Source organism: Ruegeria atlantica, assembly GCF_013032505.1.
Taxonomy (GTDB): domain Bacteria; phylum Pseudomonadota; class Alphaproteobacteria; order Rhodobacterales; family Rhodobacteraceae; genus Ruegeria; species Ruegeria atlantica_F.
In genome coordinates, this window is record NZ_WQCG01000008.1 from 101,436 (window position 1) to 116,099 (window position 14,664).

The window sequence follows — 14,664 nt, forward strand, 5'->3', positions numbered from 1 at the left end:
GCATCGCCCGCAATACTCTATAAAGGCTAACTTTTTTGAGAGCACCAATTCGCACACGAATACAGCGTAAACTCAATGTTATTGGAGGATGTATCCTATTCCTAATCGTCGCCCTCGTTGTTTATGATATGAAAATCGGAGTCGAGTACCATAAGGTACACGTGGTAGACGTCATACAGGCTCCGGGAAAATCGATGAATGATAGGTTGGTCATCGTTGATTTGGGCGATAGACACTGGCCTATCCGAACATCAGACAGGCTGCTTGTTGTTCGTAAGGGCGGTTTGATTTGCGTCGCTCGGCAAAAGGTGCTGCTACGACGCTGGACACGTTATTCTCTAGAACTGCCAGGATTCTGTCGTAACTCCTTAGCAGACATCATTGACCGCTCGGCTCTACAGCACCCGCACCCTCGGGCGCCGATACGCCCCCGCAGGCCCGACAACCACCTCATGCAGCGCCCAGACTAATGCGTCCACCCGGTCGGGTGAGCCCTGCCCCTCGAACCCACGCGCGGTCATCTGGCACATCTGCTCCTCCAGCGCGTCTAGCCCGGCCACATGGCTTACCCGCCCCTGCTCATACAATGCTGCCACAGGCTCGGCCCGCGCGACCTTGCCGCGTGAGGCCCGCACCGCGCGGAACGGAACCAGAGGGTCCACCTGCCGCACGACCTCTTCCACCAGCTGTCCGCCCTGATTGACCTCGGCCACCAGACGCTCGGCTCCGAATTCGTCCATGGCGTCAATCGCCGCCTGCGCCCAGCTCGCCGGGCCGACGCCCTGCACTGTCCGGTCGGCCAGAACATAGGCGCGCCACTTCTCGGGCGGCCCTTGTACCTGTGCACCCACGACCACGATCCCGCAGGCATCTGCATCCGCCCCCGCGGTCACCGCAGGGTCCAGCGCCACCACGATCCGATCCAACTCAGGCACCTGCGCGCAGCGCGCCGCCTCCAACATAGACCCGGTCCACAGCGCGCCCTCAGCATCCGACAGCAGCACCCCGTCCAATTCCTGCCGCCCCAACCGCGTGCCCGCATAACGCGCGCGTACCTCGTCCAGAAACGACACCGCCAGATTGGCCCGGTTCGCCTCGGTCGGCGCATGGGTCTGCACCGTAGACGAAGACGACAGCAACTCCTTCAGAACCTTCACATTCCGCGGCGTTGTCGTCACACAGACCCGAGGCCGCTCGCCCAGACGCAACGCGAATTGCAGCATATCCCAGGTCTCGCCCGCCTTTTTCCACTTGGCCAGCTCATCCACCCAGGCCGCATCAAACTGCGGCCCGCGCAGCCCCTCTGGGTAATGCGCCGAAAACGCCTGCGCCTCGGCCCCGTTGGGCCAGACCAGCTTGCGTTCCGACGCCTTCCACACAGGCCGACGATCCGGCGGTGCGCACTGCAATATCCCGCTATCGCCAAAGATCATCACATCGCGCACTTGATCAAATGTCTCACCAACCAATGCCACACGGCTGGCCTCACCCCGATCCAGCGGCTTCGCCCCCTCAACCATGGACCGCACCCATTCAGACCCGGCCCGCGTCTTACCTGCACCGCGCCCGCCCATGATGACCCAAGACCGCCAGTCGCCCTCGGGCGGCAACTGATGTGGCAGCGCCCAGAACTCGAACAGGAAAGGGAGGGCACACAGCCCCCCCTCCCCGATCTCACTCAGAAATCTGTCTTGCACCGCAGCAGGCGCGGAGGCGAGCCAGCCTGCACCCGATCTCAGATCGTGCCCGATCAAGGTCGAGCGCATAGCCCCCTTGGGCAATTCCGGCTTGTCTGTGATGTTGTTCGACAAAGCTTGTCTCCACTTTCTGACAACTTCGGATCAGCCCCTCTAGCTGACCCAGTTGCTTGCCTGTACCAGCAAGATCTGCATCCTCCCCGGCTCCGATCTGCCTGTGCAGTTCTTCTGCTGCTTTGCGCAGACCGCGAATGGACGTCTCAAGCGACTGCAATAGTTCTGCCGTCTGGGACATCCGCTCTTCCGGGGTAATCAAAGTCATGTTTGCCTGTGACCTCATGCGTGAGTTTTTCCGCACGAGAGAAACGAAAAACGGCCGCCGGGTTTCCCCGGGGCCGTTGCCCACTTCTTCTAGCATGGCACAATGAGTACGATATTAATCACGTAAAGTCAATGATTTACGCAACACGCCCGCAACACGAAAGGCGCGATCGGGTAACCCGATCTTAAGACCTACCCATTGCAAGCGTCATTTGCCTTCAATCCTCGACAACACACAAGAGCCCCCAATCGGCGACATCAAAAACTCTCTTTGCCCGGTATTCACTGTATTTTTGCGAACAAGCGCGAAGCTGGGCAGGGTCAAATCGAAGTGATCCAGGTTTTGCCACTGAAAGGTGTTGCGCGCGATTGTTTTCCTTCATTTTCTGGGCGCCTGAAACGCTTCGCTTTTCAAAAACCTGACACTCCATAAAGACTTCGACTGCATTGGCGAGCTCCACAACAGAATTCGGCTTTTTCATGATCGAACTTGACTTTTTCCCGGATACCCGTCATCTGCCCACCAAATTCAAGCGCTGACGCGTGAGCATCGACGGGCACATCTGCCCCACAGCGCCCATAACATCCAGTTCCCCTTCACGCAGGGTTCTTGACGCGACGACCGGATGGCGCAGGGTTCGCCTGCACGTCCCGAGGTCACGCGGAACCCTTGCCGGTCACGTACTGCGTGGCCAGTCACTTCTCGTTCGCGCGGCCACCGGCTCGCGGACTATAAAGGATAGTTACTTGTTCGACTTTGACATGCTGGGGCTTGCACCAGCCCTGAATGACGCGCTGAAACGCGCTAACTTTTCGCAACCGACCCCAATTCAAAACCAGGCCATTCCGCTGGCGCTGAATGGTCACGATATCCTCGGTCTGGCACAGACTGGCACCGGCAAAACTCTGGCCTTCGGCCTGCCCCTGATCGACCACCTGCTGGCACAGCCCGGTAAACCCGCGCCCAAAACCGCCAAGGCGCTGATCCTTGCCCCCACCCGCGAACTGGTCAATCAGATTGCAGACAGCCTGCGCAACCTGACCGGCAACACCAAGCTACGCGTAGCTACTGTGGTCGGAGGTCAGTCGATCGGAAAACAAATTTCATTCCTGTCGCGCGGCACCGATATTCTGGTCGCCACGCCCGGACGTTTGATTGACCTGATGGAACGCCAGGCAGTCGACCTTGGTCAGGTACGCCACTTGGTTCTGGACGAGGCTGATCAGATGCTGGACATGGGTTTCATCCATGCCTTGCGCAAAATCGCGCCCAAGCTGGGTACCCCACGTCAAACCATGTTGTTTTCAGCAACTATGCCCAAGCAGATGGAAGAACTGAGCCAGGCCTACCTGACCAACCCACACCGTGTACAGGTATCACCTCCGGGCAAGGCGGCCGATAAGATCGCGCAGTCCGTACACTTCTTAAGCCGGACCGAGAAACCTGCTAAACTGCGCGAAATCCTGTCGGCAGATATGGGCGCGCTGACTTTGGTCTTTTCACGGACCAAGCACGGTGCCGAGCGGTTGATGAAGGACCTTGTAAAGGACGGGTTTAACGCTGCTTCAATTCACGGCAACAAAAGCCAAGGACAGCGCGACCGAGCAATCAAGGCGTTTCGCGCAGGCGAAATCAACGTGCTTGTCGCCACCGACGTAGCCGCACGAGGTATCGATATCCCGGGCGTGGCCTATGTAATCAACTATGACCTGCCCGAGGTGCCGGACAACTATGTTCATCGCATCGGCCGGACCGCACGGGCCGGGCGCGAAGGTGAAGGCATTGCATTCTGCGCCCCTGATGAGCTGGATCAGTTCCGCCAGATTCAGAAACTCATGAAAATTGAAATCCCGGTGGCAAGCGGCACCATGCCAGAACATGCAGAGCCTAAAAAACCGCGCAACCGCGGTGGCTTCCGCGGACGCGGGGTCAAGCCAAAGGCAGCGAACGCCGGACAAAAACCGGCACCATCCAAGCGTCGCCGTCCACGTAGGCGCCCTGCTGCATAAACGTTCAAACAATAAGGGCCGCGTTTTAGACGCGGCCCTTATTTCTTAATTGCTTGAGCTGTTTCGCTCCGCCTCGATTTCGCGCCACTTGGCGACGTTTCGATTGTGTTCCTGAAGCGTTTCCGCGAACGCGTGCCCTCCGGTTCCATCTGCAACAAAGAAGACAAAATTGGTCTCTTCCGGGGCAACCGCGGCTTCAAGACTGGCCAGACCTGGGTTGGCAATTGGCGTCGGCGGCAAACCGTCAATCACATAAGTATTCCAAGGCGTTGCACGACGCAGCTCACTACGACGCAAGCCGCGACCCAGCGTACCTTGACCCTTGGTAACGCCATAGATGACAGTCGGGTCCGTCTGCAGCTTCATACCCTGCTCAAGCCGGTTCACAAAGACGCTTGCAACCTGCCCACGTTCATTGGGAACACCGGTTTCCTTTTCGATAATCGATGCAAGGATCAACATTTCTTCCGGGCTGCTGATGGGCAGGTCGCTTTGGCGATTTTCCCACACTGCATTGATGCGCAACTGTTGTTTGTCCTGCATCGCCTGCAGAACAGCGGTCCGGTCGTCGCCCGGTGCCAATTCATAGCTGTCAGGTGCCAGCATCCCCTCTGCAGGGATTTCGGCAATCTCGCCTGTCAGAGATTCAATGGACTGCAGTCCTTGAGCCACTTGCCAAGACGTAACACCTTCGGCAACGGACACACGATACCGAGTGTCGGCCTCTTCACGCTTTTGGGTGTATTCAGCAGGGATTTCCTCGTCGGTCACATCAAACGAAGCGATTTCGACAAATTCCAGTGTCGCCGGGTCCAGTTCACGCACTCGCGTCTGGATGCGCGTAACACCAATTCGGTATTCAATCTCGGACCCGCAGGTGCTGGCACCGCTGCTCGTGATCTCGTCGATGATCTGCTCCATCGACGCGCCTTCACGAACCAAAAAGCTGCCGGCCTTAAGCTGCTGCGATTTATCTGAATAATCCGCTGCCATTCGGAATATCATGGCGCTGCTGATGGCTCCGTCATCCTCAAGCTGCTGACTGACGCGGGTCATGTTCGACCCGCTCCTGACCTGCAGGCAGATGGCGGTTTCCAGTGGACCCTCGGCTTTGTATTGCGACTGCCCCCACACAACCAGCCCGCCCATCAGGAACAAGCCAACAATCAGCAGGGTCAGCGCATTCGAAGCAAGAGCCCGCAACATTTAGCTGACCTTTCCGAAAATCACGCTGGCATTGGTGCCGCCAAAGCCGAATGAATTCGACAACGCCACGTTGATTTCACGCTCACGTTTGGCGTTGGGTGCCAGATCAATCGGAGTTTCAACGGCAGGGTTGTCCAGGTTGATCGTTGGCGGGGCCACCTGATCCCGGATCGCAAGAATCGAGAAAATTGCCTCAATCGCGCCTGCCGCACCCAAAAGGTGACCGGTGGCCGATTTGGTTGAAGTCATCGTGGCCTTGCCGGCGTGATCGCCCAACAGGCGCTCTACCGCGCCCAGTTCGATCGTATCAGCCATGGTCGATGTGCCATGCGCATTGATATAATCCAGATCCGAAGGCTCAAGGCCCGCGCTACGCAAGGCGGCTTTCATTGAACGCTCGGCACCATCGCCATCCTCGGACGGCGCGGTGATGTGATAAGCGTCGCCAGACATGCCATAGCCCAAGACTTCGGCGTAAATCTTCGCACCACGGGCCTTGGCGTGCTCGTATTCTTCCAGAACCACGATGCCTGCCCCCTCACCCATGACAAAGCCATCACGGTCCACATCATACGGGCGGCTGGCTTTCTTCGGGTCGTCTGCATACTTTGTCGACAGCGCTTTGCACGCATTGAAACCAGCGATACCGATCTCGCAGATGCAGCCTTCACCGCCACCGGCAACCATGACGTCCGCGTCACCTGCACGAATGATGCGGCTGGCATCACCAATGGCGTGCGCACCGGTCGAACAAGCTGTCACGACCGAATGGTTGGGCCCCTTGAACCCGTGGCGGATAGACACCTGACCGGATGCCAAGTTTATCAGCGCTCCGGGAATAAAGAATGGCGATACACGGCGCGGACCTTTATCGCGGATCAGGTTCGCTGTTTCAGCGATCGAGCCCAATCCACCGATACCCGAACCGATCAACACACCCGTACGCAGGCGGTCTTCTTCATCCTCAGGCAGCCAGTTGGCATCTTGGCAGGCCATATCGGCTGCCGCGATCGAATACAGAATGAAGTCTTCGATCTTCCGCTGCTCTTTAGGTGGCAACCAATCGTCTGGGTTAAACGTCCCGTCGGTTCCATCGCCGCGCGGTACTTCGCAGGCATAGGTCGTGGTGACACCGCTTGCTTCGGCATCAAACTGCGTGATCGGGCCCGCGCCGGATTCCCCATCCAACAGCCGTGACCAAGATTCCTCGACCCCGCTGGCCAAAGGAGTGACCAATCCCAGACCGGTTACAACGACTCTGCGCATGAAATGCCTCTTGCCTGCTTCCTATTTGAGAACCGCTCATACCCCGGCCCGGGGTCCGGGGGCAAGAGCAACGGCACATTCCATCCCGGCACCATTTCGCCGGGTCGTCCGCCGGTGCGAGTTGTGCCGAAACAAATTGCCCCGACCCTTTCGCAGATTTGAAAGAGCCGGGGCAATATCTTGTGGCATAGATTTACTGGAACTCAGCGACCGGCTCGTGGGCATGCGCGGCGACGTTAATAGCATCCGCCAAGTCAATCGTTTTGCGGAACAAAGCCCGCCCGACCAAAGCACCCGAGATGTTGTGCACATAGGCCAGACGCGAGATGTCATCCGAGGTTCGGACGACACCGCTAGCGATAACCGGCGTCCGTGACGCTTCGGCGAGACCGGAGATCAGTCCCAGCTGCGCGTCAACATCTTCGATATCGCTGTCGATATCGGTTACCAGAATCGCTGCAAAGGGCGTTCCTTTGAAGGCTTCGATGAAGGCTTCGGGCGTAAACGCGCTTTGGCTGCGCCAACCTTCGGTCATGACCTGACCTTGCCAGACATCCACGGCCAGAACGATCTGATCCGGGTAAAGCTTGGCCAGCTCCTTAACCAGATTCGGATCCCAGGCCGCCAGCGTGCCAATCACGATCCGCCCTGCGCCCTTGTCGATCCAGTACTCGACCTGTTCTCGCGTCCGCATACCGCCGGCCAGTTGCACCGACATCTCAGACGTGCGGATGATTTCCTCAACCAACTCGGCGTTGGTATCCCGGCCTTCGATTGCGTCGAAATCCGTTAGGTGCATCCACGTGGCACCAGCCGCAGACCAGCTGCGTGCCGTGTCCGTCGGATTCACATGCCAGATCATCGCGTCGTCCAGACGGCCCTTGTCCAGTGTGACACACCGGCCGTTCTGCAATTCCATCGTGGGGTAAATCCTCATGAGCATTCTCCTCCGCTCAATCGCTCTGCAAATCCAGAGTACCATACACGCGGATAATCAGCCCGATTTTACCAGGATCGGCAAACTACGGCCGGTTTGCGGCATTCAGGAAGTCTCAAATTGTCAGTGGCGCGGCGGAGGTCCGTTGCGGCGCAGTAGCGTAACGTCGCTGCCGTTGAAAACGCATTCACGCATTGGAATGTAACCCAACTTATCCGCAAGCTTTTGCGAAGCCAGGTTTTCCGAATTCACCATAGCGACTAATGGCCCGGGCATGATCCGGTCAAACCAGTCATGGGCAGCCTGTGCTGCTTCCAGCCCCAATCCCTGCCCTTGCGCCTCAGGGACCAGAATCCATCCTGCCTCGGGGAAATTGTCGAAATCTTCGCCAACAGATCGGTTGCCGTAAAAGAATCCCGCCTGACCGATCATCTGCCGATTCGACTGCTGAACCACGGCCCATTGGCCAAACCCGGCCATTTGCCAGTGACCCGCATTGCGAAGGAAGGAATCCCACGCCTCACCGCGCGACCGCGGCTTGCCGCCGATATGTCGCACAATGCATGGGTTACGCCAAATCTCGGCGAACCGGTTGAAATCCTCTGGCCGCATGCCGCTCAGCGTCAAACGGGCCGTATTGATCATCGGGGTGGATCTTATCATGCCCTTCCCGCTCTGAATTATGAGCCTCGGGTAAAAGGTTGCGAACGAATACGGCACCTTGCAAGCCAGAATTGGGAAAGGCACAAAAAAACGGCGCCTCCGTTGCCCGGAAGCGCCGCTTTTCAACTATTTCGAAGCTATTAGGAAGCTTCCGAGATGAATTTGACGGCGTCGCCAAATGTCTGGATGGTCTCGGCTGCGTCATCAGGGATTTCGATGCCGAACTCTTCTTCGAAGGCCATAACCAGCTCAACAGTGTCCAGGCTGTCTGCGCCCAGATCGTCGATGAAGGACGCGTTTTCGGTCACTTTGTCTTCTTCAACACCCAGGTGCTCAACAACGATCTTTTTTACGCGATCTGCGACGTCGCTCATGTCTATTCCTCATTCCGTTTTCAGGGCCTAGTGCCCGGTTCTGCCCTTGCCCGCTCAGGCTGGCTTTGATTTGCCCGGTGCGGGCGGTTGGGTCCCGGATGACCGGGAAAGTAGAAGGCCGACCATTTGGTCGACCCCAGCATTTATGCGCCGCCTATAGCATAGACAACGCGCGAGGCAAACGCTTTCGCACCTGCCCCTGTCCGCGCTCACAACATGGCCATACCGCCGTTAACATGCAAGGTGGTTCCGGTAACATATCCTGCTTCGGGGCTGGCAAGATACAGAACTGCCGCAGCAATTTCCGACGCATCGCCCATACGACCGGCGGGAACCTGCCCCAAAATGCCCGATTTCTGATCGTCGGTCAGCTTGTCAGTCATGGCTGTGGTGATGAAGCCAGGCGCAACCGCGTTAGCAGTGATCCCACGACTGGCAACTTCATAGGCCAACGACTTCGTCATACCTACCATACCCGCCTTCGACGCGGCATAGTTCGCTTGACCGGGGTTGCCGGTGGCGCCAACCACGGACGAGATGTTGATGATCCGACCCCAACGGGCTTTCATCATGCCCCGCAGAACGCCTTTGCACAGCTTGGCAGTCGAGGTCATGTTCACGTCGATCACGCTTTGCCATTCATCATCCGACATGCGCATGAACAGGTTATCACGTGTGATCCCGGCGTTGTTGACCAGAATATCAACTGAGCCCATCGCCTCGGCCGCCTGCTTGGGCAGCGCCGCAACGGCCTCACCGTCGCTCAGGTTGCACGGCAGGACATGCGCCCGCTCACCCAGCTCGGCAGCCAGTGCCTCGAGCGGTTCGACACGTGTGCCTGACAACGCAACCGTGGCCCCCGCACCGTACAACACGCGCGCAATCTCACCACCAATCCCGCCGGATGCACCGGTGATCAACGCATTCTTACCTGTCAAATCAAACATTCGATCTTCCTTTTGCAGCGCAACTTGGTTGCACATTGTTCTTATGATTCGCTCTTAACCACATTCTGCACGTCATCCGGCGTGCCGACAGCCTTGCCAGCAATCGCGCGGTCGATCTTGCGGATCATCCCCGAAAGCGCCTTGCCTGCACCGATCTCCCAAGTCTCGGTGACGCCCTGCGTCGCCATGTACTGCACGCTCTCGCGCCAGCGCACTGACCCGGTGACCTGCTCGACCAGCAACTGACGGATCAGGTCCGGGTCGCTGACAGCCTCAGCCCGCACATTGGCGATCAGCGGAACCGCCGGAGCCTTGATTTCCACCGCGGCCAGTGCCTCTGCCATCACATCGGCAGCAGGCTGCATCAGCGCACAATGGAACGGAGCACTAACGGGAAGCATTACAGCGCGCTTTGCACCTTTTTCCTTAGCAATCTCGGCGGCGCGTTCCACGGCGGCCTTCGCCCCCGAAACGACAACCTGTGTGGGGTCGTTGTCATTCGCGGCCTGACAGACCTCACCTTGCGCGGCCTCTTCTGCGACTGCGCGCACGGCCTCAAGGTCCAGCCCCAGAATGGCGGCCATCGCGCCTTCGCCAACTGGCACAGCGCTTTGCATCGCTTGACCACGGGTGCGCAGCAGACGCGCCGTATCAGCAACCGATAGCGCGCCAGCAGCGGCCAACGCCGAGTATTCCCCCAACGAGTGCCCCGCTACGAACGCAGCATCCGTGACGGCTGCACCTTCGGCTTCCAACGCACGCATCGCGGCCATCGAGGTTGCCATTAATGCGGGCTGTGCGTTCTGCGTCAGGGTCAGGTCTGCAATGTCACCATTCCAGATCAGGTCACTCAGCTTTTCACCCAGCGCTTCATCGACCTCGTCGAAAACAGCCTGTGCAGCCGGGTAGGCCTCGGCCAGTGCCTTGCCCATACCGATGGTCTGGGCGCCCTGCCCCGGAAAAACGAACGCGCGTGTCATTGCAACCTCTTGGATGACGTTAGGTTGCGATGGGGTGTAAACCGAGTGAACGAGCGGCACAAGCTCTGCATCCTGACACGCATTCTGTGCGTCAGAGGCTATTGTGTCGGCCTCCGCTGCATTTAGGGTGGTCACAGCAAACAGATCGGAGTCCTAAACCAATGTCCCTTGCCAACACCGCCCAAAGCTATGGAGGCGTTTCAAAAACGTTCCACTGGTTGACGGCTTTGCTTATTCTGACGGCCCTTCCGATTGGATGGTTTGCAAACCAGCTGGCACACGCGATCGAGGATCCGGCAATTCCAACGACACCGGAAGACTTGCAACAAGCTGCGCAGCTTTTCTCGCTGCACAAGACAATCGGTGTCACAGTCTTCTTCGTGGCACTTGCCCGTATCCTGTGGGCAATCAGCCAACCAAAGCCCGGACTACTGAATGCGGAAAACAAACCCGAGGTATTTGCCGCCGAAACCGTGCATTGGCTGCTTTACGGGTCGCTCGTTCTGGTTCCTCTGACAGGTTGGATTCACCACGCCGCCACCGAGGGGTTTGCGCCGATCCTCTGGCCATTTGGTCAGAATCTACCCTTTGTTCCCAAATCCCCCGCGCTGGCCGAAGCGACCGGAGGCTTGCACATGGTTCTGATGCTGGTGCTGGTGGGCGCGTTAGTATTGCACATCGTCGGAGCCCTTAAGCACCACGTGATCGATAAGGACAGCACCCTGCGCCGTATGCTGCCAGGACGGGTCGATCTGCCGGAACCGCCTCAGCAGTGGCATTCGCCTGCGCCCGTCGTGGCTGCAGTTGCCATCTGGGCTGTGGCTCTGGGCATTGGGTGGCTCGACGGGGCATATTCGGCTCATTCGTCCGGCGACCATGCATCTGCCGAACTGGAAGCCGTCCAATCCGACTGGCAGGTCCAGGCCGGTAATCTGACCATAACAATCACCCAGTTGGGTAGCCCTGTGAGTGGAGCGTTTTCCGATTGGACTGCAGCAATCACGTTTGACGAGCCGGCTGATCCCGGACCAGCGGGATCCGTCGATGTGACCATCGCGATCGGCTCATTGACCCTTGGCACGGTGACACAGCAAGCACTGGGTACAGGTTTCTTTGACAGCGCTCAGTTTCCAACCGCGAACTTCACAGCGGATCTGTTTAAAACAGATTTGGCTTATGAGGCGCGCGGGACATTGACCATCCGGGACAAAACCATGGACGTTATCCTACCGTTCGAACTGGACCTGCAAGATGGGACGGCTAAGATGCAGGGAGAGTTGGAACTGAACCGACTGGACTATGATGTCGGGACGTCCCAACCGACCGAAGACTCGCTGGCTTTTGCAGTCAAAGTCGCCGTCGAACTGACAGCCACTCAGGCTGAGTAAAGACAGTCGAACAGAAAAAACCGCCGGGGCCTGACGGTCCCGGCGGTTTCTTTTTTGCCTATCAGGCAAGCTTATTCGGCTTTTTGTGCTTCGACCGAAATACGAACCTCGACCTCGTCGCTCACAAACGGCGCAAACTGGCCCAAATCGAACTCGCTGCGAACCAGCGTCGTGGTTGCATCAAAACCAGCCCAGGGCTTGCCAGCCATTGGATGCTCGCCAACCTGATTCAGCTTGGCATCCAAAACAACCGACTTGGTGACACCATTCATGGTCAGATCGCCCGTGATGTTTGCGGTGTTGTCACCGGTTACTTCGATACCAGTCGATGTGAACGTGATCAGGTCCCCTTCGGCGACGCCAAAGAAATCTTCGGTCATGAAGTGATCTTCGCGCGGCTTCCAGCCTGTGATCATTTCGACGACCGGCATCGACACGCTCACGCTGGAATCGGCCGGGTTTTCCTGATCGAACATGATCTCGCCTTCAAAGCCCGAAAACATGCCATAGGTGGTCGAGAAACCAAGGTGGTTATAGTTGAAGACAACCTGGCTGTGGCTGGGGTCCAGAACGTATTTCTCGGCGCTTGCAAATGCCGAGGTCGCCGATACGGCCAGTGCAGCAGCAAGAAGGGTGGATTTCATGACAATCTCCAAAAATGTTGTGAATGCAAACCAGTTGGAATGCTCAACAACAAAAATGTGCCGCCCAAGGGCGGCACACAAGACTTATTCTCTAACAATTTCTGTTCCTAAATGAACAGAAGTGAAAATCAGGCAAAGATCGTTACACTTCCGCTCAATTGGCCCTTCAGCGCTCGGCCAACATCCGCCGATTGCAGCGGCAGCTTCATCAGCAGGCTGCCATCCACGTCATAGAGTTCGACCTGATCATCCTCAAACCGCGCACCACCCAACGTGTCATAGCTTCTGCGCAGAACCGTCTGAGGGCGCCCGTTTTCATTCTTTTGCAGCACACGTACCTCGCGACGGATCGGATCGAAGTAAGCATCGGGGCGCGCATCAAGCACCTGAATGGTCAGCAAGCTAACGCCGATCAGAAGAAACGTCAGCGACGCGGCCAGCTTGATCGGCCAAACCTCGGTCGCCATTACTGCGCCTGACATCAGCCACATGGAAAACGCCACAACGATCAGAAACGCACCCGCGACGCGTGCCAGAATGGTTCTGGCCCTCCAGTTCGGCGCAAATGCGATTAGAACTGGAACCGATTGATCATAAGTCGTGCTTGTCGCAGACTTCTCGAAGGTATTCGTGTTCATCGCGGTCATGTTTCTGTACCCTAGTTCAGGTTGCCGTCTTAGGTTCGGTCTGTCCGGTTAGTTCCCGGTATGCAAAACAACTTTGAGCCGAAAAGCGTCAGGAATTGGGCGCCGCAAAGGAAATAGCGCGACTTCACCAAGGCATGTGTGTCGGCCCTTGCCCCCTGCGCGCAATCGTGTATATGGGGCCATCCTTCGCAAATCATGTGAATCGCGCAGCCTCTCGTGGCAGGGTCGCGAAGGACAAAATGGCCCCGCCTATGAAATGCGCCTTGATATAAACAGGAGTGCACATGCCACTGTATGAGCATGTAATGATCGCGCGTCAGGACCTGTCCAACGCGCAGGCAGAAAGCCTCGTCGAACATTTCGGCACCGTTCTGGCGGACAATGGCGGCAACGTCGTTGAAAGCGAGTACTGGGGCGTCAAGACGATGGCCTACAAGATCAACAAGAACCGCAAAGGCCACTATGCCTTCCTGAAAACCGACGCCCCCGCTGGCGCCGTTCAGGAAATGGAACGCCTGATGCGCCTGCATGACGATGTTATGCGCGTTCTGACCATCAAGGTCGACGAGCACAACGAGGGCCCTTCGGTCCAGATGCAGAAGCGCGATGAGCGCGAAGGCCGCCGCGAGCGCCGCTGATCAACGCCTGACGAAAGGACAAATACCATGGCCGCAAAACCATTTTTCCGCCGCCGCAAGGTCTGCCCGTTCTCGGGCGACAACGCGCCGAAGATCGACTACAAGGACACCCGTCTGCTGCAGCGCTACATCTCTGAGCGCGGCAAGATCGTTCCTTCGCGCATCACCGCCGTTTCGGCGAAAAAGCAGCGTGAACTGGCCCGTGCTATCAAGCGCGCCCGCTTCCTCGCCCTGCTGCCCTACGCTGTGAAGTAAGGAGAGACTGATATGCAAGTTATCCTTCTGGAACGCGTTGCGAAACTGGGTCAGATGGGCGACGTCGTTGACGTCAAGCCTGGCTACGCCCGCAACTTCCTGCTGCCTCAGGGCAAAGCGCTGAGTGCATCGAACGCGAACATCGCGTCGTTCGAAGCCCAGAAAGCGCAACTGGAAGCGCGCAACCTGGAAACCAAAAAAGAAGCTGAAGCTCTGGCTGAAAAGCTGGACGGTCAGCAGTTCATTGTGATCCGCTCGGCATCGGATGCCGGCGCTCTGTACGGTTCGGTCACCCCGCGTGACGCCGCAGACGCCGCAACCGAGGCTGGCTTCACCGTCGACAAGAAGCAGATTGCTCTGATCGCTCCGATCAAAGAACTGGGCCTGCACTCGCTGGCAGTTAAACTGCACCCCGAGGTCGAAGTTGAAATCCAAATGAACGTTGCCCGCTCGGAAGAAGAAGCCGAACTGCAGGCATCGGGCAAGTCGATCCAGGAACTGGCCGCTGAAGAAGAAGCCGCCGCAGAATTCGAAATCGCCGAACTGTTCGACGATATCGGTTCCGCAGCTTCCGAAGACGACGATCTGGTTGCCGAAGAAGCCCCGGCTGAGGAAGACGAAGCCAAAGCCTGATCTGGCCACCTTGGAAAAATCGATTGGCCGCGCCGAAAGGCGCGGCTTTTTTTGTTCG

General features: G+C 57.7%; 17 protein-coding genes. 5 read left to right on the plus strand and 12 right to left on the minus strand.

Annotation, left to right across the window (positions count from 1 at the left end):
* Positions 1–395 precede the first annotated feature (395 nt).
* From GOW92_RS21200 to GOW92_RS21210, 3 genes are all read right to left on the minus strand, one after another.
* Positions 396–1,766, minus strand: a complete 1,371-nt coding sequence (locus GOW92_RS21200; RefSeq protein WP_170564578.1) for a DNA-packaging protein — start codon at positions 1,764–1,766, stop codon at positions 396–398.
* Positions 1,675–2,019 carry a hypothetical protein gene (locus GOW92_RS21205; protein WP_170564582.1) on the minus strand — a complete coding sequence of 115 codons (345 nt, stop codon included), beginning with the start codon at positions 2,017–2,019 and terminating at the stop codon, positions 1,675–1,677. Before GOW92_RS21205 ends, GOW92_RS21200 begins: the two co-directional genes overlap by 92 nt.
* A gap of 217 nt (positions 2,020–2,236) precedes the next feature.
* Positions 2,237–2,500, minus strand: coding sequence for a hypothetical protein (locus GOW92_RS21210; RefSeq protein WP_170564585.1), 264 nt, complete (start codon positions 2,498–2,500; stop codon positions 2,237–2,239).
* Between the two features lie 265 nt (positions 2,501–2,765).
* On the opposite strand from GOW92_RS21210, the gene GOW92_RS21215 reads away from it, so the two are divergent.
* Positions 2,766–4,028 carry a DEAD/DEAH box helicase gene (locus GOW92_RS21215; protein ID WP_170564588.1) on the plus strand — a complete coding sequence of 421 codons (1,263 nt, stop codon included), beginning with the start codon at positions 2,766–2,768 and terminating at the stop codon, positions 4,026–4,028.
* A gap of 45 nt (positions 4,029–4,073) precedes the next feature.
* On the opposite strand, the gene mltG is transcribed toward GOW92_RS21215, so the two are convergent.
* From mltG to fabD, 7 genes are all read right to left on the minus strand, one after another.
* Positions 4,074–5,234: an endolytic transglycosylase MltG gene (gene mltG / locus GOW92_RS21220; RefSeq protein WP_170564591.1), complete on the minus strand. Its 1,161-nt coding sequence runs from the start codon at positions 5,232–5,234 to the stop codon at positions 4,074–4,076.
* Entirely contained in the window at positions 5,235–6,500 is a 1,266-nt protein-coding gene (gene fabF, locus GOW92_RS21225; RefSeq protein ID WP_170564594.1) for a beta-ketoacyl-ACP synthase II, read from the minus strand. It lies immediately after the preceding gene.
* 193 nt (positions 6,501–6,693) lie between these two features.
* Positions 6,694–7,437 carry a HisA/HisF-related TIM barrel protein gene (locus tag GOW92_RS21230; RefSeq protein WP_170564597.1) on the minus strand — a complete coding sequence of 248 codons (744 nt, stop codon included), beginning with the start codon at positions 7,435–7,437 and terminating at the stop codon, positions 6,694–6,696.
* 123 nt (positions 7,438–7,560) lie between these two features.
* Positions 7,561–8,100: a GNAT family N-acetyltransferase gene (locus GOW92_RS21235; RefSeq protein WP_170564600.1), complete on the minus strand. Its 540-nt coding sequence runs from the start codon at positions 8,098–8,100 to the stop codon at positions 7,561–7,563.
* Between the two features lie 140 nt (positions 8,101–8,240).
* Complete coding sequence (locus tag GOW92_RS21240; RefSeq protein WP_005982462.1) at positions 8,241–8,474, minus strand: acyl carrier protein; 234 nt, start codon at positions 8,472–8,474, stop codon at positions 8,241–8,243.
* A 209-nt stretch (positions 8,475–8,683) separates the two neighbouring features.
* A complete protein-coding gene (gene fabG / locus GOW92_RS21245) occupies positions 8,684–9,421 on the minus strand; it encodes a 3-oxoacyl-[acyl-carrier-protein] reductase (RefSeq protein WP_170564603.1) in 738 nt (245 codons plus the stop codon).
* A gap of 41 nt (positions 9,422–9,462) precedes the next feature.
* Positions 9,463–10,401: an ACP S-malonyltransferase gene (gene fabD, locus GOW92_RS21250; RefSeq protein ID WP_170564606.1), complete on the minus strand. Its 939-nt coding sequence runs from the start codon at positions 10,399–10,401 to the stop codon at positions 9,463–9,465.
* Positions 10,402–10,562: 161 nt separating this feature from the next.
* On the opposite strand from fabD, the gene GOW92_RS21255 reads away from it, so the two are divergent.
* The gene (locus tag GOW92_RS21255; RefSeq protein WP_170564609.1) at positions 10,563–11,789 is read left to right on the plus strand and encodes a cytochrome b/b6 domain-containing protein; all 1,227 of its coding nucleotides are present in this window, start codon (positions 10,563–10,565) and stop codon (positions 11,787–11,789) included.
* A 71-nt stretch (positions 11,790–11,860) separates the two neighbouring features.
* On the opposite strand, the gene GOW92_RS21260 is transcribed toward GOW92_RS21255, so the two are convergent.
* On the minus strand, positions 11,861–12,433 hold the full coding sequence (locus GOW92_RS21260) for a YceI family protein (RefSeq protein WP_170564612.1): 573 nt from the start codon (positions 12,431–12,433) through the stop codon (positions 11,861–11,863).
* Between the two features lie 128 nt (positions 12,434–12,561).
* On the minus strand, positions 12,562–13,080 hold the full coding sequence (locus tag GOW92_RS21265) for a hypothetical protein (RefSeq protein ID WP_170564614.1): 519 nt from the start codon (positions 13,078–13,080) through the stop codon (positions 12,562–12,564).
* Between the two features lie 284 nt (positions 13,081–13,364).
* Between GOW92_RS21265 and rpsF the strand changes: the two genes are divergently transcribed.
* Genes rpsF through rplI form a run of 3 tightly spaced genes read left to right on the plus strand, consistent with a single transcriptional unit; the run spans position 13,365 to position 14,606 of the window.
* On the plus strand, positions 13,365–13,718 hold the full coding sequence (gene rpsF, locus GOW92_RS21270) for a 30S ribosomal protein S6 (RefSeq protein ID WP_170564617.1): 354 nt from the start codon (positions 13,365–13,367) through the stop codon (positions 13,716–13,718).
* A 27-nt stretch (positions 13,719–13,745) separates the two neighbouring features.
* Positions 13,746–13,973, plus strand: a complete 228-nt coding sequence (gene rpsR / locus GOW92_RS21275) for a 30S ribosomal protein S18 (RefSeq protein WP_005982441.1) — start codon at positions 13,746–13,748, stop codon at positions 13,971–13,973.
* Positions 13,974–13,985: 12 nt separating this feature from the next.
* Positions 13,986–14,606, plus strand: coding sequence for a 50S ribosomal protein L9 (gene rplI / locus GOW92_RS21280; protein WP_170564620.1), 621 nt, complete (start codon positions 13,986–13,988; stop codon positions 14,604–14,606).
* Positions 14,607–14,664: the final 58 nt, after the last annotated feature.

Bases quoted from the DNA above. Each gene is read 5' to 3' on its own strand.
- GOW92_RS21200 (WP_170564578.1), bottom strand. From the start codon at position 1,766: ATGCGCTCGACCTTGATCGGGCACGATCTGAGATCGGGTGCAGGCTGG.
- GOW92_RS21205 (WP_170564582.1), bottom strand. From the start codon at position 2,019: ATGACTTTGATTACCCCGGAAGAGCGGATGTCCCAGACGGCAGAACTA.
- GOW92_RS21210 (WP_170564585.1), bottom strand. From the start codon at position 2,500: ATGAAAAAGCCGAATTCTGTTGTGGAGCTCGCCAATGCAGTCGAAGTC.
- mltG (WP_170564591.1), bottom strand. From the start codon at position 5,234: ATGTTGCGGGCTCTTGCTTCGAATGCGCTGACCCTGCTGATTGTTGGC.
- fabF (WP_170564594.1), bottom strand. From the start codon at position 6,500: ATGCGCAGAGTCGTTGTAACCGGTCTGGGATTGGTCACTCCTTTGGCC.
- GOW92_RS21230 (WP_170564597.1), bottom strand. From the start codon at position 7,437: ATGAGGATTTACCCCACGATGGAATTGCAGAACGGCCGGTGTGTCACA.
- GOW92_RS21235 (WP_170564600.1), bottom strand. From the start codon at position 8,100: ATGATAAGATCCACCCCGATGATCAATACGGCCCGTTTGACGCTGAGC.
- GOW92_RS21240 (WP_005982462.1), bottom strand. From the start codon at position 8,474: ATGAGCGACGTCGCAGATCGCGTAAAAAAGATCGTTGTTGAGCACCTG.
- fabG (WP_170564603.1), bottom strand. From the start codon at position 9,421: ATGTTTGATTTGACAGGTAAGAATGCGTTGATCACCGGTGCATCCGGC.
- fabD (WP_170564606.1), bottom strand. From the start codon at position 10,401: ATGACACGCGCGTTCGTTTTTCCGGGGCAGGGCGCCCAGACCATCGGT.
- GOW92_RS21255 (WP_170564609.1), top strand. From the start codon at position 10,563: ATGTCCCTTGCCAACACCGCCCAAAGCTATGGAGGCGTTTCAAAAACG.
- GOW92_RS21260 (WP_170564612.1), bottom strand. From the start codon at position 12,433: ATGAAATCCACCCTTCTTGCTGCTGCACTGGCCGTATCGGCGACCTCG.
- GOW92_RS21265 (WP_170564614.1), bottom strand. From the start codon at position 13,080: ATGACCGCGATGAACACGAATACCTTCGAGAAGTCTGCGACAAGCACG.
- rpsF (WP_170564617.1), top strand. From the start codon at position 13,365: ATGCCACTGTATGAGCATGTAATGATCGCGCGTCAGGACCTGTCCAAC.
- rpsR (WP_005982441.1), top strand. From the start codon at position 13,746: ATGGCCGCAAAACCATTTTTCCGCCGCCGCAAGGTCTGCCCGTTCTCG.
- rplI (WP_170564620.1), top strand. From the start codon at position 13,986: ATGCAAGTTATCCTTCTGGAACGCGTTGCGAAACTGGGTCAGATGGGC.